Raw genomic sequence first — 14,873 nt, forward strand, 5'->3', positions numbered from 1 at the left:
CTATGACCAGCATTGCCGTGATCGCCGGCAGCACGCGCGAGGGAAGCTATAACCGGGCGCTCGCCCGCCTCGCGGCGGCGCGGCTCGAAGCGCATGGCGCGGCGGTGACCATGGTCGATCTCGACGCATTCGATCTGCCGATCTATTCGGATCATCTCGAAAAGACCGCCTTTCCCGCCGATGCGCTGGCGCTCAAGGAACTGCTCGCGGCGCAGGACGGGCTGCTGATCGTCTCGCCCGAATATAATGGATCGGTGCCGGCGCTGCTCAAAAATGCGATCGACTGGGCCTCGCGTCCCACGGGCGATGAAGGACTCGTCGCGCTGACCGCCTTTCGCGGCAAGGCGGCGGCGATCATGTCGGCGTCGATCAGCCCTTTCGGCGGGCTGCGCGGGCTGATGCATCTGCGGCAGATATTGACGACGATCCAGATGCTCGTGATCCCCGAGCAGGTGCTCGTGCCGCTCGCACATGCGGGGTTCGAAGAGGACGGCAGCCTGAAGGAAGCGCTGCCCGCCTCGCTCGTCGATATGACGGCGGCGCGGCTGGTCAAGGTCGCGGGGGTGCTCGCCGCCTAACCGCCGCGCGCTTTGGCGGGTTCCGCCTTTCGCGCGATATTCTCGCCCCAATCGGCCTCGAGCGTTTCGAGCAGCGCGGCGAAGCGGTCGTGGCCGAGCTTGTCGGCAAGCTGCTCGGCAAGCTCGTCCATCGCCTGCTGCGCATCGCGGCGCATCCGGGCGCCGAGGTCGGTCAGCGAGGCTATCATGTGGCGCCGGTCGGTCGGATCGACCTCGAGCTGAAGGATGCCGAGCTCGACGAGCTGGCCGATCGTGCTGTGGATCGCCTGGCGCGACACGCCGAGGTTGCGCGCAATGTCCGACGGGCGCACGATGCCGCTGACGATATTGGTCATCACCATCGATTGCGGCCGGCTGACGTCGGGCCACCCGCGGTCGTGAAGCCGCGCCTGCAGCCCTTCGTCGAGCCAGCAGAAGCGTTGGAAAAGCGCGATAATGAGTTGATTGGTCCGCATGACGCTGTCGCGATAAGCCCCTGACGTCGGGCCGGGTGCCGACCTGCGCAACGCTAGAAGAAGGGGGGAAGCGAGGCAAGGCGCGGCGCTCTTGCAAAGTCAAAATGCTTAGCATACTATCTTTCTGACGGGAGAGCCGCTATCGGCCGCAGGCAAGCAAGGGAGAGGCGCGTCGTCATGGACGGATTGATGCAGAATGTGCCGCTGACGGTCGACCGCATCCTCGACCATGCCGCGGCGTGGCACGGAGCCCGCGAAATCGTGTCGCGCGATGCCGAAGGACGGGTGGCCCGCTCGACCTATGCCGAGGTTCATGCCGATGCGAAACGCGTGTCGAATGCGCTCGCGGCCGAGGGCATCAAGCCCGGCGACCGGGTCGCGACGATGGCGTGGAACGGCGCCCGGCACCTCGCCGCCTGGTACGGCGCCGCCGGAATGGGCGCGGTGCTGCACACGCTCAACCCGCGGCTGTTCCTCGAACAGATCGCCTATATCGCGAACCATGCCGAGGACCGATTGCTGATCGCCGATCCGGCGGTCGCCGACCTGGTCGAGGAGCTGTTGCCGCAGGTGCCGTCGATCGAGAAGGTGATCTTTTTCTGCGACCGCGCTTCGCTGCCGAAGACCAGCTTCGATGCGGTTGCGTTCGACGACTGGATCGCCGGGCATTCGGCCGAATATGCTTGGGGCGGCTTCGACGAAAATGCTGCATGCGGGCTGTGCTACACCAGCGGCACGACGGGCAATCCGAAGGGCGTGCTCTATTCGCACCGCTCGAACTATATCCATGCGCTGATGACGTTGCAGCGCGACGCGCTCGCGCTGTCGGCGCGCGACACGGTGCTGCTCGTCGTGCCGATGTATCACGCCAATGCGTGGGGCGTCGTCTATTCGGCGCCGGCGGTCGGCGCGAAGCTCGTGCTGCCGGGGCAGCGAATGGACGGCGAATCCATCTATAATCTGATCGAGGCGGAGGGCGTCACTTACTCGGCGGCGGTTCCGACGGTGTGGCAGATGCTGCTGCAATATATGCAGGACAATGGCAAGCGCTTCACCACGCTCGAACGCGTGACGATCGGCGGTTCGGCCTGCCCCGAATCGCTGATCCGCACCTTCCGTGACGATTATGGCGTCGACGTCATCCAGGGCTGGGGGATGACCGAAACCTCGCCGCTCGGTACCGTATCGGTGCCGCACGCCTCGGTCGCCGCGAAGTCGGATGCCGAACAGATGGCCTATAAGCTCAAGCAGGGGCGGCTGCTCTGCGGGCTGGAAATGAAGCTGGTCGATGATGCCGGCAACCGTCTGCCGCACGACGGCAGGACGCCGGGTCGGCTGATGATCAAGGGGCCGACGATCGCGCGCGGCTATTTCGGCGGCGAGGGCGGCGACGTGCTCGACGCCGAGGGCTTTTTCGACACCGGCGACGTCAGCACGATCGACGGCGAAGGCTATATGCAGATCACCGACCGCGCGAAGGATGTCGTCAAATCGGGCGGCGAATGGATCAGCTCGATCGAGATCGAAAATATCGCGACGGGTCACGAGGCGGTCGCGATTGCAGCGGTGGTGGGCGTGTCGCATCCGAAATGGGACGAGCGGCCGATCCTGCTGTGCCAGCTCAAGGACGGCGCGAGCGCCTGCGCCGACGATCTCAGGGCCTATCTCGACGGCAAGATCGCCAAATGGTGGATGCCCGACGACATCATCTTCGTCGAAGAAATCCCGCTCGGCCCGACCGGCAAGATCGACAAGAAGGCGATCCGCGTCGGGCTGGAGGGCTATGAGCTGCCGTTCGAGGCGAGCCGCTGACATGGTCCCCGATGATGAAATACTGCAAGCAGGAGAGAGACTGATGGACCCGAACGGGATCGAAGGGCTGGACGCGCAATTCATCGGCCGCGTGTCGCCGACCGCACCGCGGATTCAGGCGGGCGGACACCCGTGCCAAGGCATCTATTGGACCGAAAGCGGCAAGCGCCCGAAGGTCGCGATCATCGCGACGCACTATAATGTCGATTTCTCCGAACATTATATCGCGCCCTGGTTCGCGCGGCAGGGGTTTGGCTTTCTCGGCTGGAACACGCGCTATCGCGGCATGGAGGACCAGTTCCTGCTCGAACATGCGATTCTCGACATCGGCGTCGGCATGAAGTGGCTGAAGGAAGAAGCCGGCGTCGAGGCGATCGTCATCCTCGGCAATTCGGGCGGCGGCTCGCTGATGGGCGCCTATCAGGCCGAAGCGATCGCGCCGACCCTGACCGACCGCCTTCCGCCCGCGGGGCAGGACGCGCTGGCTGAGCTCGTCAAGGGCGACCTCTATATCAGCTTCAACGCGCACCAGGGACGGCCCGAGGTGCTGACCGACTGGATGGACGCGTCGGTGATCGACGAGAATGATCCGACGCTGACCGACCCCCAACTCGACCCCTTCAACCCCGACAATGGCCCGCCCTATTCGGACGCGTTCATCGCGAAATATCGCGCCGCACAGCGCGCGCGCAACCAGCGGATCACCGACTGGGCGAAGGCAGAACTCGTGCGCCTTAACGCGGCGGGCATTCCCGACCGCATCTTTCCGATGTTCCGCTGCTGGGGCGACATCCGCTGCGTCGATCCGGCGATCGACCCGTCGGACCGCAAGCCCAACTGGTGCTATCGCGGCGACCCCGCGGTCGCCAACCGCACCCCGAGCATCGGGCGCGCGAACACGATTAAGACGTGGCTCAACATGTGGAGCCTCGAAACCTCGCCGTGCCAGGGGCAGCCGCACCTTGCGAAGCACGACACGCCGGCGCTCGTCGTCCAGGGAACGGCCGACACCGGCGTCTTCCCGAGCGATGCCCGCAAGATCTTCGATTTCCTCGGTTCGGCCGACAAGCAACTCGAACTGATCAAGGGCGCGCATTATTTCGAGGATTCGATCGAAGAGCGCCGGAACGCCGCCGATCTGGTCGGCGCGTGGATCAGGGAGAAGCTGTAAGTGGAAACGGCGGGTGCCGCCATCATCGACGATCTGCGCGGCGCCGGGCTGTCCGTCGCGAAGGGCGCGGTGCCCGAGCCGCTGACCGGTGGCGTGTCGTGCGACGTGTGGAAGGTCGCGACGGTGGACGGCCCGGTCGTGGTCAAGCGCCCGCTCGAGCAGCTTCGCGTCGCCGCCGACTGGCACGCGCCGGTCGAGCGCGGCGCGAGCGAGGTGCGCTGGCTGCGCCGCGCGCGCGCGGTCGATCCGCGCATGGTGCCCGAAGTGCTCGCCGAACTGCCCGGCTATGGCTTTGCGATGCGCTTCCTCCCCGGCGCGCCGGTATGGAAGGACGAACTGATCGCTGGGCGCGTCGATGCCGGTTTTGCCGCGGCGGTCGGCGCGCGGATCGCCGCGGTGCATGCTGCGACGGCGAATAGCACCCCCGACCGCGAAGCCTTTCCGACCGACGCGATGTTTCGCGCGCTGCGCGTCGATCCCTTCCTGCTCCATGTCGCCGAGCATGATGCCGAACTTGCGCCGGCGCTCCGCGCGCTCGCCGAGGATCTGTCGGACCGCAAGATCGCGCTCGTCCACGGCGACGTCAGTCCGAAAAATATCCTCGTCGCCGCCGACGGCCCGGTGTTCCTCGACGCCGAATGCGCCGTCTATGGCGACCCGGCCTTCGATCTGGCTTTCTGTACGACGCACCTGTTGTTGAAGGCGGTGTGGCTCGGCGATGCGCGGCTGCGCGAAGCGGCAACGGCGATGGTTGCCGCCTATCGCGAAGGCATCGGCTGGGAAGAGGCCGCAGGCTTGCTGCTTCGCGCCGGAAAGCTCACCGCCGCGCTGCTGCTCGCGCGCGTCGAGGGCAAGTCGCCCGCACCCTATCTGACCGATCCCGAGCATCGGCGCATCGTCCGCGACCAGGCGCGCGCGCTGCTTTTGACGCCCGCAGCGCTCGATGCGCTCGTCGCCAACTGGAAAAGGACTTTGAAATGACTTCGCGTATCGTCTCCGTCACCGGCCGCCAGCTCTGGGATTCGCGCGGGCGGCCCACGGTCGAGGCCGAGGTCGCGCTCGAATCGGGCGCAGTCGGTCGCGCGATCGCGCCGGCGGGTGCGTCGCGCGGCGCGCATGAAGCGATCGACCTGCGTGACGGTGGCACGGCGTTCGGCGGCTTCGGCGTCAATGGCGCGGTCGCGGGGATCGGCGCCGAGATTGCCGGCGCTATCGCGGGCATGGACGCGCGCGACCAGGCGGTGGTCGACAAGGCACTGTGCGACCTCGACGGGACGCTGAACAAGGCGCGGCTCGGCGCCAATGCCGTCGTCGCGGTGTCGATGGCGGTGCTCCATGCCGCTGCATCGGACGCACGCGAGCCCTTGTGGCGCTATCTGGCGGGCGGAAAGGCGGTGCGCATCCCGCTTCCCGAAATCCAGATTTTCGGCGGTGGCGCGCACGCCGGTCGGCGCACCGACGTGCAGGATTTCATGGTGATGTGCCCCAATGCCGGCAGTTTCCGCCGCGCGCTCGAGATCACGGGTGACGTTTATCGCGCGGCGGGCCGGTTGATGGAGGTGAAGGGGCCGCTGTCGGGGGTCGCCGACGAGGGGGGCTGGTGGCCCAATTTCGCGTCGAACGAGGACGCGCTCGATACGCTGACGCAGGCGATCGAGGCGAGCGGACATCGCGCCGGTGAGGATGTCTTCATCTCGCTCGACATCGCGGCGAACGAGTTCGGCGACGCGTCGGGTTACCGCCTCGCGCTCGACGACCGGCGCCTGTCGGGCGAGGACATGGCGGCGCGGATCGTCGAATGGGCGGGGCGCTATCCGATCCTGTCGATCGAGGACCCGGCGGGACAGGACGACTGGGCGACGATGGCGGCGGTGACCGCAGCGATCGGCGAGCGGGTGCAGATCATCGGCGACGATGTGCTCGTCACCGACGCGGCGCGGGTCGCGCGCGCGGGCGAGGCGGCGGTGTGCAATGCGGCGCTGATCAAGGTCAACCAGGTCGGCACGGTGACCGAGGCGAAGGCGGCGCTCGACGCCGCCGCGCAGCGCGGCTGGGGTACGATCGTGTCGGCGCGTTCGGGCGAGAGCGAGGACGTCACCATCGCACATCTCGCGACCGGCTGGGACGCGGGGCAATTGAAGGTCGGCAGCTTCACCCGTTCCGAGCGGATGGCGAAGTGGAACGAGATGCTGCGGATCGAGGAAGCGATGGGCGCCGACGCGGAGTTCGCGGGCTTCTCGGCCTTTGCCGGATCGATCGGGCGGGTGGCGGCATGATCGTCCTCCACGCCCGCCCAAGCCCCGGCTTTCGCGAGGCCGTCGATGCGATCTTCGGCGCCGGCACGGTCGTCCATGTCGACGAGGCAGCCCCGCTCGACGCGGTGGCTTCCGAAATTACCGCACTATTGCATGTGCTGACGCCGGTGACGGCGGAGTTCATCGCGTCGGCGCCCGAGCTCAGGTTGATCCAGAAGCTCGGTGTCGGAGTGAATACGATCGCGCTCGACGCGGCGCGCGAGGCGGGGGTCGCGGTATGCAACATGCCCGGCACCAACAGCCAGGCGGTCGCCGAAATGGCGCTGTCGCTGATGATGGCGGTGTTGCGCCGCACCTGCTTCTTCGACGCGCGCACCCGCGCGGGCGAGGGATGGGCCGCCGATCCGTCCGAACTCGATGCGGTCGGCGAGATTGCGGGGCGCACCGTCGGGCTGGTCGGCTTCGGCAATTCGGCGCAGCGGCTGGCACCGGTGCTCGCGGCGCTGGGGGCGAAAATCGTCTATACGGCGCGCAGCGAAAAGGCGTTGCCCTATCAGTATTTGCCGCTCGATCGCTTGCTTGCGCAGAGCGACATCGTGTCGCTCCACATGCCGCTCACCGACGAGACGCGCGGGGCGATCGACCCGTTCGCGATGAAGAAGGGGGCGGTGCTGGTGAACAGCGCGCGCGGCGAGCTGGTCGACGAGGCCGCACTCGTGCGTGCTCTCTCCACGGGGCATTTGCGCGGCGCGGGGCTCGACGTGTTCGGCGAGGAGCCGCTGCCGCGCGGCAATCCGCTGCTCGGCCTGCCGAACGTCGTGCTCGCACCGCATATCGCGTGGCTGACGCCCGAAACGCTCGTCCGCAGCCTGACGGTCGCGCACGAAAATATCCGCCGGCTCGAGGCGGGCGAACCCTTGTTGCATCGGGTGGTATAAAATGATGTTCCGTCATTGCGAGCGAAGCGAAGCAATCCAGCCTGCGCGTAAACCGCTCTGGATTGCTTCGCTTCGCTCGCAATGACGAGCAAGCTAGGAATTTCTGATCATGACTCTCCCCATCGTCCTCGTCACCGGCCAGCTTTTGACCGAAGCCGTATGGCAACCGCTGCTCGACGCGTGGGGCGACCGCGAGGTGATCGTCGCCGATAATCGCAGCGACGACAGGATCGAGGGTTTCGCGCAGCGCCTGCTCGACGATGCGCCGCCGAAATTCGCGCTCGTCGCGCACGCGATGGGCGGCTTCGTCGCCTTCGAGGTGATGCGCCGCGCGCCCGAGCGCGTCGCGAAGCTCGCGCTGATTTCGACGCTCGCCTCGGCCGACGGCCCGGCCCAGACCGCGCGGCGGCAGGGCTATATCGACCTCGTGGAAAATGGTCGTTTCGATCAGGTGGTCGAGGAGCGCATCCCGATCCTGTTCCCCGAGGAAAAGCGCGGCGACGCGGCGCTGCTCGGCCTGGCTCGGCGAATGGCGGCAGAGACCGGCGCCGAAACCTTCCTCGCGCAGCAGCGCGCAATCATGGCCCGCATCGACAGCCGCCCGCGGCTCGGCGAAATTGCCGTGCCGACCTTGCTGATCTGGGGCGAGAAGGACGGCATCACGAGCCGTGCGCACCATGAGGAGATTTTGGAAGCGATCACGGGAGCGCGGTTGGAGGTGATCGCGGGGGCAGGGCATCTGCCGACCGTCGAGGCGCCCGAGGCCGTGGTGCCGCTGCTGACGGAATTCGTCGATCAATAATTTCCTGTCATTCCCGCGAAAGCGGGAATCCAGAGCGTGCGCCGGTTGACCCGGCCCTGGATCCCCGCTTTCGCGGAGATGACAAATTTATTGAAGCTTCGATTATTTCAGCTCCGCGCGCACCAGCGCCGCTCCGTCGACCATCGCCTTCAGCTTCGCCAGGCTATGCGCGCGGCTGTGATATTTCATGCCGCAGTCGGGGGCGATCCACAGCCGCTCGGCATCGACATGGCGTAGCGCCTCGCGGATGCGGCCCGCGACGACCTCGGGGGTTTCGACTTCGGGGATCGACAGGTCGAGAACACCGTACATGATCGTTTTGGTCGGCAATTCGGCGAGGATCGCGGGGTCGAGCCCGGGTTGCGCCGCCTCGATCGAGATCACGTCGATGTCCGACGCTTCGAGTTCGGCGAGGAAATCATAAGCCTTGGGCTTGGGCCCCGTCGCGCCCGCGCCATGATGGACCATCGCATAGCCGAAGCAGATGTGGAGCGCGGTCGTGCCCTCGACGCCGTCGAGTGCGCGGTTGATCGCCTCGATCGCATAGGCCTGCGCTGCATCGGCACGCGCCTGGAGATAGGGTTCGTCGAGCTGGACGACATCGACTCCCGCCGCGAACAGGTCCTTGACCTCGGCATTGACCGCGTCGGCATAGTCCATCGCGAGCGCCCGTGCGTCGGGATAATAGCCGTTTTCGGCTTGCTGCGTCATCGTGAAGGGGCCGGGCAGGGTGAGCTTGACCGGCTTCGTCGAATGGCGGCGGAGGAAGGTCGCATCCTGCGCCTCGATCGGAGCGACGCGGCGGATTGGGCCGGAGACGAGCGGCACCGGATTCGCATTGCCGGTGCGGTCGATCGCGGTGCCGTGCCTTTCGGTGTCGATGCCCGACAGCGCGGTCGCGAGGCGGTTCGAATAGCTTTCGCGGCGCATCTCGCCGTCGCCGACGATGTCGATGCCGACCTCTTCCTGATCGCGTATCGCCATCAGGGTCGCGGCTTCCTGCGCCTCGGCGAGCCACGGCGCAGGGATGCGCCACAGCGTTTCGGCGCGCACGCGCGGCGGCAGGCTGGCCTTCAGCCGCTCGCGGTCGATCAGCCAGTCGGGTTGGGGATAGCTTCCGACGATCGTCGTGGGCAATATGGGATGGTCGAACACGGCTGATCCTCTTGCATTTTGGGGCTGGTCAAACATTTGCTTAGTATTCTATCTAATTCAAGATCAAACTGAGGTTGGGAGAGCGAAATGATCGATCTGGACGCCATAAGGACGCTGGCCGACATCCCGGCGGCGCAGGCGAAAAAGCGGGGAAATGCCGTCGCGGTGAAATTCGGCGTGCGCGAAACGAGCTTTGCCGAGCTCGACGCGCGCTCGAACCGTGTCGCCCATGCACTGATCGCGTCGGGGGTGGGACCGGGCGACCGGGTATCGGTGCTAACCAGGAACCATGACGCCTGGTATCCGCTCTTCTTCGGCACCGCGCGGGCGCGCGGCTGCCTCGCGCCGATCAACTGCCGTCTCGCGCCGGGTGAGGTCGCCTTCATCCTCGGCGATGCGGCGCCGAAGCTGCTTTTCGTTGGCGAGGACTTCTTCGACTGCGCGCTCGCGGCGGTGGCCGATCTCGACAGCAAGCCGCGCCTGATCGCGCTCTATGGCACGCATCCCGCGTTCGAACCGTTCGACGCATGGCTGGCGGATGCCCCGGCGACGACGCCCGCCGACACGCCGCAACTTTCCGACGACGTGCTCCAGCTCTACACGAGCGGCACGACCGGGCGGCCGAAGGGCGTCGTCCTCGCCAACAAAAATTACCGCCGCTTCCTCGAAATGGCGACCGAGGTCGATGGCTTCGCCTATGGCGAGGACGAGACGGTGATGATCGTGATGCCGCTGTTCCACGTCGCGGGAACGAACGTCAGCTTCTCGGGGCTGGCGCAGGGCGGGCGGCTGGTGCTCGTCAAGGATTTCGCTGCCGGCGATGCGATCCGTATGATGACCGACGAGCGCGTCGCGCACGCCTTCCTCGCGCCCGCTATGATCCAGATGATGTTGCAGCAGCCCGAGGCGGAGGCGGGTGATTATTCTGAGCTCCGCTCGATCGCCTATGGCGCCTCGCCGATCGCCGAGGATGTGCTGCGGCGCGCGCGCGCGACCTTTGGCTGCGACTTCGTGCAATTTTACGGCATGACCGAAAGTTCGGGCGGCGGCTCCTATCTGTCGCCCGCGGCGCATGATTTGCCGGGCAAGCTGACCTCGTGCGGCCAGCCATGGCCGCAGACCGAGATGGCGATCCTTGGTGGCGACGGGCAGGTGCTCGCCGACGGCGAGATTGGCGAGATCGCGATTCGCGGCGACATCGTGATGAAGGAATATTGGAACCGCGCCGAGGCGACCGCGGGCACGGTGGTCGAGGGCTGGTTGCGCACCGGCGACGTTGGCTATCGCGACGCCGACGGCTTCTATTTCGTCCACGACCGGATCAAGGACATGATCGTGTCGGGCGGCGAGAATGTCTATCCGGCCGAGGTCGAAAGCGCGATCATGGGCTGTCCGGGCGTTGCCGACGTCGCGGTGATCGGAGTCCCCGACGACAAATGGGGCGAGGCGGTGAAGGCGCTGGTCGTTCCCGCCGCGGGGGCTAGCGTCGAACCCGCCGCCGTGATCGCCTGGGCGCGCGAGCGCATCGCGGCCTACAAGGCGCCGAAGAGCGTCGAGATTATCGACGCCCTGCCGCGAAATCCGTCGGGCAAGGTTCTGCGCCGCGAACTGCGCGCCCCCTATTGGGAAGGGCGTGAGCGGGCGGTGGGGTAGGGGGCTTGGAAAAAGTCTGCTTTGGGGTGAGATGCGGACGTTCGGGCGGCGGCATCATAATCACCCCAAATATGCACATATTCCGTTCGTCATATGCACATATTCCGTTCGTCATCCCGGACTTGATCCGGGATCCATTCTTCCAACGTTGCGCCTAGTGGACCCCGGATCAAGTCCGGGGCGACGATAATCAATAGGGCAGCTTTCGGTCGCAAGCAGCCATTATATTCCATTGGCTCGAATGACCGCCTTCGCCCGAATCCCGTCACCAAAAAAAAGCCCGGCGCGGACGCCGGGCTCTCAGGTCTTTCTCGAGAGGAGAAATTATTCCGCCGGAACCGGGGTGCGGCCGGTGATCATGCCCTCGGCCTTGGTGCCGTCGGCGCGGACGGGGTCGTGCGCGACGTCGCTTTCGTCGAACACCTTGGTCCACGCGGCGAACTCGAGGCACACGCCGTCGGGGTCGAAGAAATAGACCGAGCGCACGAAGACGTCGTCGTTCACTTCGTCCGACGACTGCGTCGGCGAATTGTCGTGGTTCAGGATCTTGGTGACCTTGACGCCCTTTTCGACGAGCCGGTTGTAATATTCATCGAAGCGTTCGGCGGGAACGTTGATCGCGATATGATTCATCGACCCGTGCGCCGACATGAAATTGCCCTGCGTCGGCAGCGCTTCGGGCGCCGAAATGCCGGGGACGGCCTCGGGCGCGCCCTTGAACCAGAAGAAGGCGAGGCTGTCGCCGTTGCCGATGTCGAAGAAGAAATGCTGGCCGCGGCCGCCGGGAAGGTCGATCGTCTTGGTCAGCGGCATGCCGAGCAGGTCGCGGTAGAATTCGACCGTTCTCGCCATGTCCTTGCACACCAGCGCGAGGTGGTTGACCCCGCAAAATTCGAATTCCTTGTTCGCTTCTGCCATCGTCCGTCTCCTTTGCGTCTTAGCCGGGATTGGCGCTCGGCCGGGCCTTCATGCCTTCGAACCAGCGCAGTATATTCCTGTTCGCGGGGTCGAGCGGCTGACCGACGCCCGCGCCGAAATCGAGGAAGGCGAAGAGCATGATGTCGGCAAGCGTCAGCCGGTCGCCTGCGATATAGTCGCGGCCGGCGATCAGCGGGTCGAGCCATTTGAGCCCGTCCTGCGCGACCGCCTTCAACCCCGCCGCGGCTTCGGGAAGGCAGCGCATCCGCGGTTCGAACAGCGGCAGGCCTTCGGCGAAGCGGAAGCCGTTGGTCAGCGGCTCGCAGATCTTGAGGTCGACGCGGCGCGTCCACATGCGGGTTTTCGCGCGCTCCTCCGCCGTCGTGCCGATGAGCGCCGGGTCGGGGAAGCGTTCCTCGAGATATTCGCAGATCGCCGTAATCTCGGTGAGCACCGAGCCGTCGTCGAGTTCGAGCGCCGGCGTCTGCCCCGCGGGATTGACCTCGCTGTTATAGGGTGCGCGCCGGTTCTCGCCGCCGCGCAGATCGACCTCGACCTGCGGCAGTTCGATTCCCTTTTCCGCCATGAATATCGTCACGACGCGGGGATTGGGGCCGACCGAATTATAGAATTTCATGGCCATCCTCTCGGTGATCCTTCTATCGGATCGAACGCGAACTGTCAATTAGATTGACGGTTTGAGTCTATCCTCATTCGGACTTCGATCGCGGCGCGCTCAGGAAGTCGGCGGCATCGAAGCCTTCGGGCGCCGCGACCTCGACGATCGGGTCTTCGCGTGCGTCATATTCCATGCGCAAGGCGCGGGTGATCACCGCATGCATGTCGTAGAGGCAGGTGATGTAAGTGAATTCGAAAATCTGCTCGTCGGTCCAGAAGCTCTTGAGCTTGTCGAACACTTCGGTCGGAACGCGCCCGCCCGCCAGGCTCAGGCAGTCGGCATAGGCGAGTACCGCGCGCTCCTGATCGTTATAGCATTCGGCGACCGTCCAATAAGGAACCGCCGCAATTTTCTCCTCGCTGACGCCGAGGCCGCGCAGCGACTTGCAATGCTGCGAAAAGACGAACTGGCTGCCCTTCACCCAGCCGGCGCGCGTCTGGCCGAGCTCGCGCAGCACCGGGTCGATCGAGCGCGCGGGGTTGCGATAGACGGCGAAGCCGTCGACCGCATGTTTGAAGATGTCGGGCGACAGCGCGTAGACGGTCCACCAGTCGCCGGGCGTGCCGGTCGCGGTGCCGGGCTCGGCCACCGGATCGCGGTCGCCGAACAGGCGCTGGTAATAGGCGAGGACGGTTTCGTCGGTGACGTCGGCGCGGGGCACCTGGCGCAACACGGGCATATCTTTACTCCTCAGGCGTCGGCATATTTGCGAAAGGCGGCGACGTGGGCGCTATCGAAATATTCGTCGAGGCGGGTGATCCTGCCGTCCTTGACCGCACAGACGATCGCGCAGGGCAGGCGCACCTCGACCTCGTCCTGCACGCGCTTTCCCTTCAGCACATGCTGCTGGACGAAGCCGCCGGGAAAGGTGATCAGCCGGCGGTCGGCATATTCGCGATCCTTGATCCGCGCGACCATGCCGGTCAGCGTCTGTGCGGTCTGCGCGGGCGTGACGATCTTTTCGTCGGTGTTGTGCCAGATCGCGGCGTCGGGGGCGAAGCTGCTTTGCATGGTTTCGATGTCGCCCGCCTCGATCGCGTCGAAAAAGCGCGTCGCCATCGCGCGGATGTCGTCCTGTTCGGTCATATGCCTTTCTCCCTTGGCCTGCTGCCGTTCATTCGGCGAAATCCTTTTCGAGATGGCGCGTCATCGCATATTGCGCGAGGCCAGCGGCGAGCGCGAAGGGCAGGATCGTCATCAGCGCCCAGCGCAGGCTGTCGTCGCCATGCACAGGCTTGAGCGCGTCGCTGACCATGCCGATGAAGAGCGGGCCGAGGCCGAGGCCGACGATGTTGAACATCAGCATCAGCACCGCGGCCGCGGTCGCGCGGCTGCGCGGCGGGGTCAGGTTCTGGACCAGCGCGAGCGCCGGCGCGACATAGGCGGTGCAGGCGGCCATCGGGACGAGCATCAGCGCCAGCGAAACCTGCCAGCTGCCCGCGAGCAGCGCAGCGGCGAAGGTCGGGATCAGGATCGCGGTCGCCAGCGCCGGAATCGTCCCATAGGCGCGCGGCGATCGCTTCGCGGCACGGCTGACGAGCCAGCCGCCGCCCAAAATACCAATGCCGAACGTGATGCCCGCGGCGGGTGCGAACCAGGTCGCCATCGCGTCGAGGGGCATCCCCTGCGTCCGCATCAGGAAAGCGGGAATCCAGTTGAGCATGCCATAGCTGACGAAGGCGGCGAGCCCGCTGCCGATCATCACCATGCGCAGCGAGCGGCGGCGGACGAACATCGCGAGGCTCTGGCCGAAGGGTAGCGCTTCGTCGGCGGGCCTGCCCGTGTCCATCGCGCCGCGCGCGGGCTCGCGCACCAGCCAGATGAGTAGCGGCGCGACGACGATGCCGACGATGCCGATGACCAGAAAGGCATGGCGCCAGCCGATGTGCGCCGCCGCCCACGCGCCGAAGGCGGCGCCGACGAAGACGCCGAACGGGCCGTTCAGCGTGAACAGGCCGATCGCGAGCGGGCGCCGGTCGGGGGGATAGAGATCGGCGATCACCGAAAGCGAGGGCGCGGTGCCGCCCGCCTCGCCCGCGCCGACGCCGAAGCGCATCAGTGCGAGCTGCCAGAAATTCGACACCAGCCCGCAAGCGGCGGTGAAGCCGCTCCACACGATGCAGGCGATGCCGATCAGTTTCACACGGTTCCAGCGGTCGGCGATCATCGCGACCGGCACCCCCATCGCGGCATAGAAGAGTGCGAAGGCAAGGCCGGTGAGCAGGCCGAATTGCGTGTCGCTGAACCGCATGTCGGCGCGGATCGGTTCGACGAGCACCGACAGGAGCTGGCGGTCGACGAAGTTGATCGTGCCGACGAGGAACAGCATCGCCAGCGCGACGCCGCGCCGCGCGGTCATGGCGCGGCCGGACGGCGCGGCGCCCGCTTCGATCGCGGTGGCTTGCGTCATGGCTCTCCCCAAATTGGTGCGATTCTCGTTCCTCGGAAATGCTTAGG

15 protein-coding genes are annotated in these 14,873 nt (G+C 66.0%); 8 read left to right on the plus strand and 7 right to left on the minus strand.

Features of this window, described 5'->3' with window-relative positions; genetic code table 11:
- The first annotated feature begins 2 nt into the window (after window positions 1–2).
- Window positions 3–578: an NADPH-dependent FMN reductase gene (locus KNJ79_RS08495; RefSeq protein ID WP_089214337.1), complete on the plus strand. Its 576-nt coding sequence runs from the start codon at window positions 3–5 to the stop codon at window positions 576–578.
- Here KNJ79_RS08495 and KNJ79_RS08500 read toward each other — a convergent pair.
- Window positions 575–1,033: a MarR family winged helix-turn-helix transcriptional regulator gene (locus KNJ79_RS08500; protein WP_317153576.1), complete on the minus strand. Its 459-nt coding sequence runs from the start codon at window positions 1,031–1,033 to the stop codon at window positions 575–577. The two genes, KNJ79_RS08495 and KNJ79_RS08500, sit on opposite strands and share 4 nt — an antisense overlap.
- A 177-nt stretch (window positions 1,034–1,210) precedes the next feature.
- On the opposite strand from KNJ79_RS08500, the gene KNJ79_RS08505 reads away from it, so the two are divergent.
- From KNJ79_RS08505 to KNJ79_RS08530, 6 genes are all read left to right on the plus strand, one after another.
- Window positions 1,211–2,845, plus strand: coding sequence for a long-chain-fatty-acid--CoA ligase (locus KNJ79_RS08505; RefSeq protein ID WP_317153577.1), 1,635 nt, complete (start codon window positions 1,211–1,213; stop codon window positions 2,843–2,845).
- Window positions 2,846–2,888: 43 nt separating this feature from the next.
- Window positions 2,889–4,016 carry an alpha/beta hydrolase gene (locus KNJ79_RS08510; RefSeq protein WP_317153578.1) on the plus strand — a complete coding sequence of 376 codons (1,128 nt, stop codon included), beginning with the start codon at window positions 2,889–2,891 and terminating at the stop codon, window positions 4,014–4,016.
- Window positions 4,017–4,997, plus strand: coding sequence for a phosphotransferase family protein (locus KNJ79_RS08515; RefSeq protein WP_317153579.1), 981 nt, complete (start codon window positions 4,017–4,019; stop codon window positions 4,995–4,997). It begins immediately after the preceding gene.
- Window positions 4,994–6,292 (plus strand): phosphopyruvate hydratase, encoded by a 1,299-nt coding sequence (gene eno, locus KNJ79_RS08520; protein ID WP_317153580.1) that lies wholly within the window; start codon window positions 4,994–4,996, stop codon window positions 6,290–6,292. Before KNJ79_RS08515 ends, eno begins: the two co-directional genes overlap by 4 nt.
- Entirely contained in the window at window positions 6,289–7,209 is a 921-nt protein-coding gene (locus KNJ79_RS08525) for an NAD(P)-dependent oxidoreductase (RefSeq protein WP_317153581.1), read from the plus strand. Before eno ends, KNJ79_RS08525 begins: the two co-directional genes overlap by 4 nt.
- Before the next feature lie 109 nt (window positions 7,210–7,318).
- Window positions 7,319–8,011, plus strand: a complete 693-nt coding sequence (locus KNJ79_RS08530) for an alpha/beta fold hydrolase (protein WP_317153582.1) — start codon at window positions 7,319–7,321, stop codon at window positions 8,009–8,011.
- Window positions 8,012–8,113: 102 nt separating this feature from the next.
- Here the strand turns inward: KNJ79_RS08530 and KNJ79_RS08535 are convergent, their stop codons facing one another.
- Window positions 8,114–9,202 (minus strand): 5-methyltetrahydropteroyltriglutamate--homocysteine methyltransferase, encoded by a 1,089-nt coding sequence (locus tag KNJ79_RS08535; RefSeq protein WP_394357160.1) that lies wholly within the window; start codon window positions 9,200–9,202, stop codon window positions 8,114–8,116.
- Window positions 9,203–9,253: 51 nt separating this feature from the next.
- Here KNJ79_RS08535 and KNJ79_RS08540 point away from each other — a divergent pair, with 51 nt between their 5' ends.
- On the plus strand, window positions 9,254–10,819 hold the full coding sequence (locus tag KNJ79_RS08540; protein WP_317153584.1) for a long-chain-fatty-acid--CoA ligase: 1,566 nt from the start codon (window positions 9,254–9,256) through the stop codon (window positions 10,817–10,819).
- 324 nt (window positions 10,820–11,143) lie between these two features.
- On the opposite strand, the gene KNJ79_RS08545 is transcribed toward KNJ79_RS08540, so the two are convergent.
- The 5 genes from KNJ79_RS08545 to KNJ79_RS08565 all read right to left on the minus strand — a co-directional run bounded on the left by KNJ79_RS08545 (window position 11,144) and on the right by KNJ79_RS08565 (window position 14,826).
- Complete coding sequence (locus KNJ79_RS08545; RefSeq protein ID WP_089214347.1) at window positions 11,144–11,737, minus strand: VOC family protein; 594 nt, start codon at window positions 11,735–11,737, stop codon at window positions 11,144–11,146.
- A gap of 19 nt (window positions 11,738–11,756) precedes the next feature.
- Window positions 11,757–12,380, minus strand: coding sequence for a glutathione S-transferase family protein (locus KNJ79_RS08550; protein ID WP_317153585.1), 624 nt, complete (start codon window positions 12,378–12,380; stop codon window positions 11,757–11,759).
- A gap of 67 nt (window positions 12,381–12,447) precedes the next feature.
- Complete coding sequence (locus tag KNJ79_RS08555; RefSeq protein ID WP_317153586.1) at window positions 12,448–13,095, minus strand: carboxymuconolactone decarboxylase family protein; 648 nt, start codon at window positions 13,093–13,095, stop codon at window positions 12,448–12,450.
- Between the two features lie 11 nt (window positions 13,096–13,106).
- Window positions 13,107–13,502, minus strand: coding sequence for a nuclear transport factor 2 family protein (locus tag KNJ79_RS08560; protein ID WP_317153587.1), 396 nt, complete (start codon window positions 13,500–13,502; stop codon window positions 13,107–13,109).
- 28 nt (window positions 13,503–13,530) lie between these two features.
- Entirely contained in the window at window positions 13,531–14,826 is a 1,296-nt protein-coding gene (locus KNJ79_RS08565; RefSeq protein WP_317153588.1) for a spinster family MFS transporter, read from the minus strand.
- Window positions 14,827–14,873: the final 47 nt, after the last annotated feature.

Source organism: Sphingopyxis indica, assembly GCF_032879645.1.
GTDB classification, from domain to species: Bacteria; Pseudomonadota; Alphaproteobacteria; order Sphingomonadales; family Sphingomonadaceae; genus Sphingopyxis; species Sphingopyxis indica.

Bases quoted from the DNA above. Each gene is read 5' to 3' on its own strand.
- KNJ79_RS08495 (WP_089214337.1), top strand. From the start codon at position 3: ATGACCAGCATTGCCGTGATCGCCGGCAGCACGCGCGAGGGAAGCTAT.
- KNJ79_RS08500 (WP_317153576.1), bottom strand. From the start codon at position 1,033: ATGCGGACCAATCAACTCATTATCGCGCTTTTCCAACGCTTCTGCTGG.
- KNJ79_RS08505 (WP_317153577.1), top strand. From the start codon at position 1,211: ATGGACGGATTGATGCAGAATGTGCCGCTGACGGTCGACCGCATCCTC.
- KNJ79_RS08510 (WP_317153578.1), top strand. From the start codon at position 2,889: ATGGACCCGAACGGGATCGAAGGGCTGGACGCGCAATTCATCGGCCGC.
- eno (WP_317153580.1), top strand. From the start codon at position 4,994: ATGACTTCGCGTATCGTCTCCGTCACCGGCCGCCAGCTCTGGGATTCG.
- KNJ79_RS08525 (WP_317153581.1), top strand. From the start codon at position 6,289: ATGATCGTCCTCCACGCCCGCCCAAGCCCCGGCTTTCGCGAGGCCGTC.
- KNJ79_RS08530 (WP_317153582.1), top strand. From the start codon at position 7,319: ATGACTCTCCCCATCGTCCTCGTCACCGGCCAGCTTTTGACCGAAGCC.
- KNJ79_RS08535 (WP_394357160.1), bottom strand. From the start codon at position 9,202: ATGTTTGACCAGCCCCAAAATGCAAGAGGATCAGCCGTGTTCGACCAT.
- KNJ79_RS08540 (WP_317153584.1), top strand. From the start codon at position 9,254: ATGATCGATCTGGACGCCATAAGGACGCTGGCCGACATCCCGGCGGCG.
- KNJ79_RS08545 (WP_089214347.1), bottom strand. From the start codon at position 11,737: ATGGCAGAAGCGAACAAGGAATTCGAATTTTGCGGGGTCAACCACCTC.
- KNJ79_RS08550 (WP_317153585.1), bottom strand. From the start codon at position 12,380: ATGGCCATGAAATTCTATAATTCGGTCGGCCCCAATCCCCGCGTCGTG.
- KNJ79_RS08555 (WP_317153586.1), bottom strand. From the start codon at position 13,095: ATGCCCGTGTTGCGCCAGGTGCCCCGCGCCGACGTCACCGACGAAACC.
- KNJ79_RS08560 (WP_317153587.1), bottom strand. From the start codon at position 13,502: ATGACCGAACAGGACGACATCCGCGCGATGGCGACGCGCTTTTTCGAC.
- KNJ79_RS08565 (WP_317153588.1), bottom strand. From the start codon at position 14,826: ATGACGCAAGCCACCGCGATCGAAGCGGGCGCCGCGCCGTCCGGCCGC.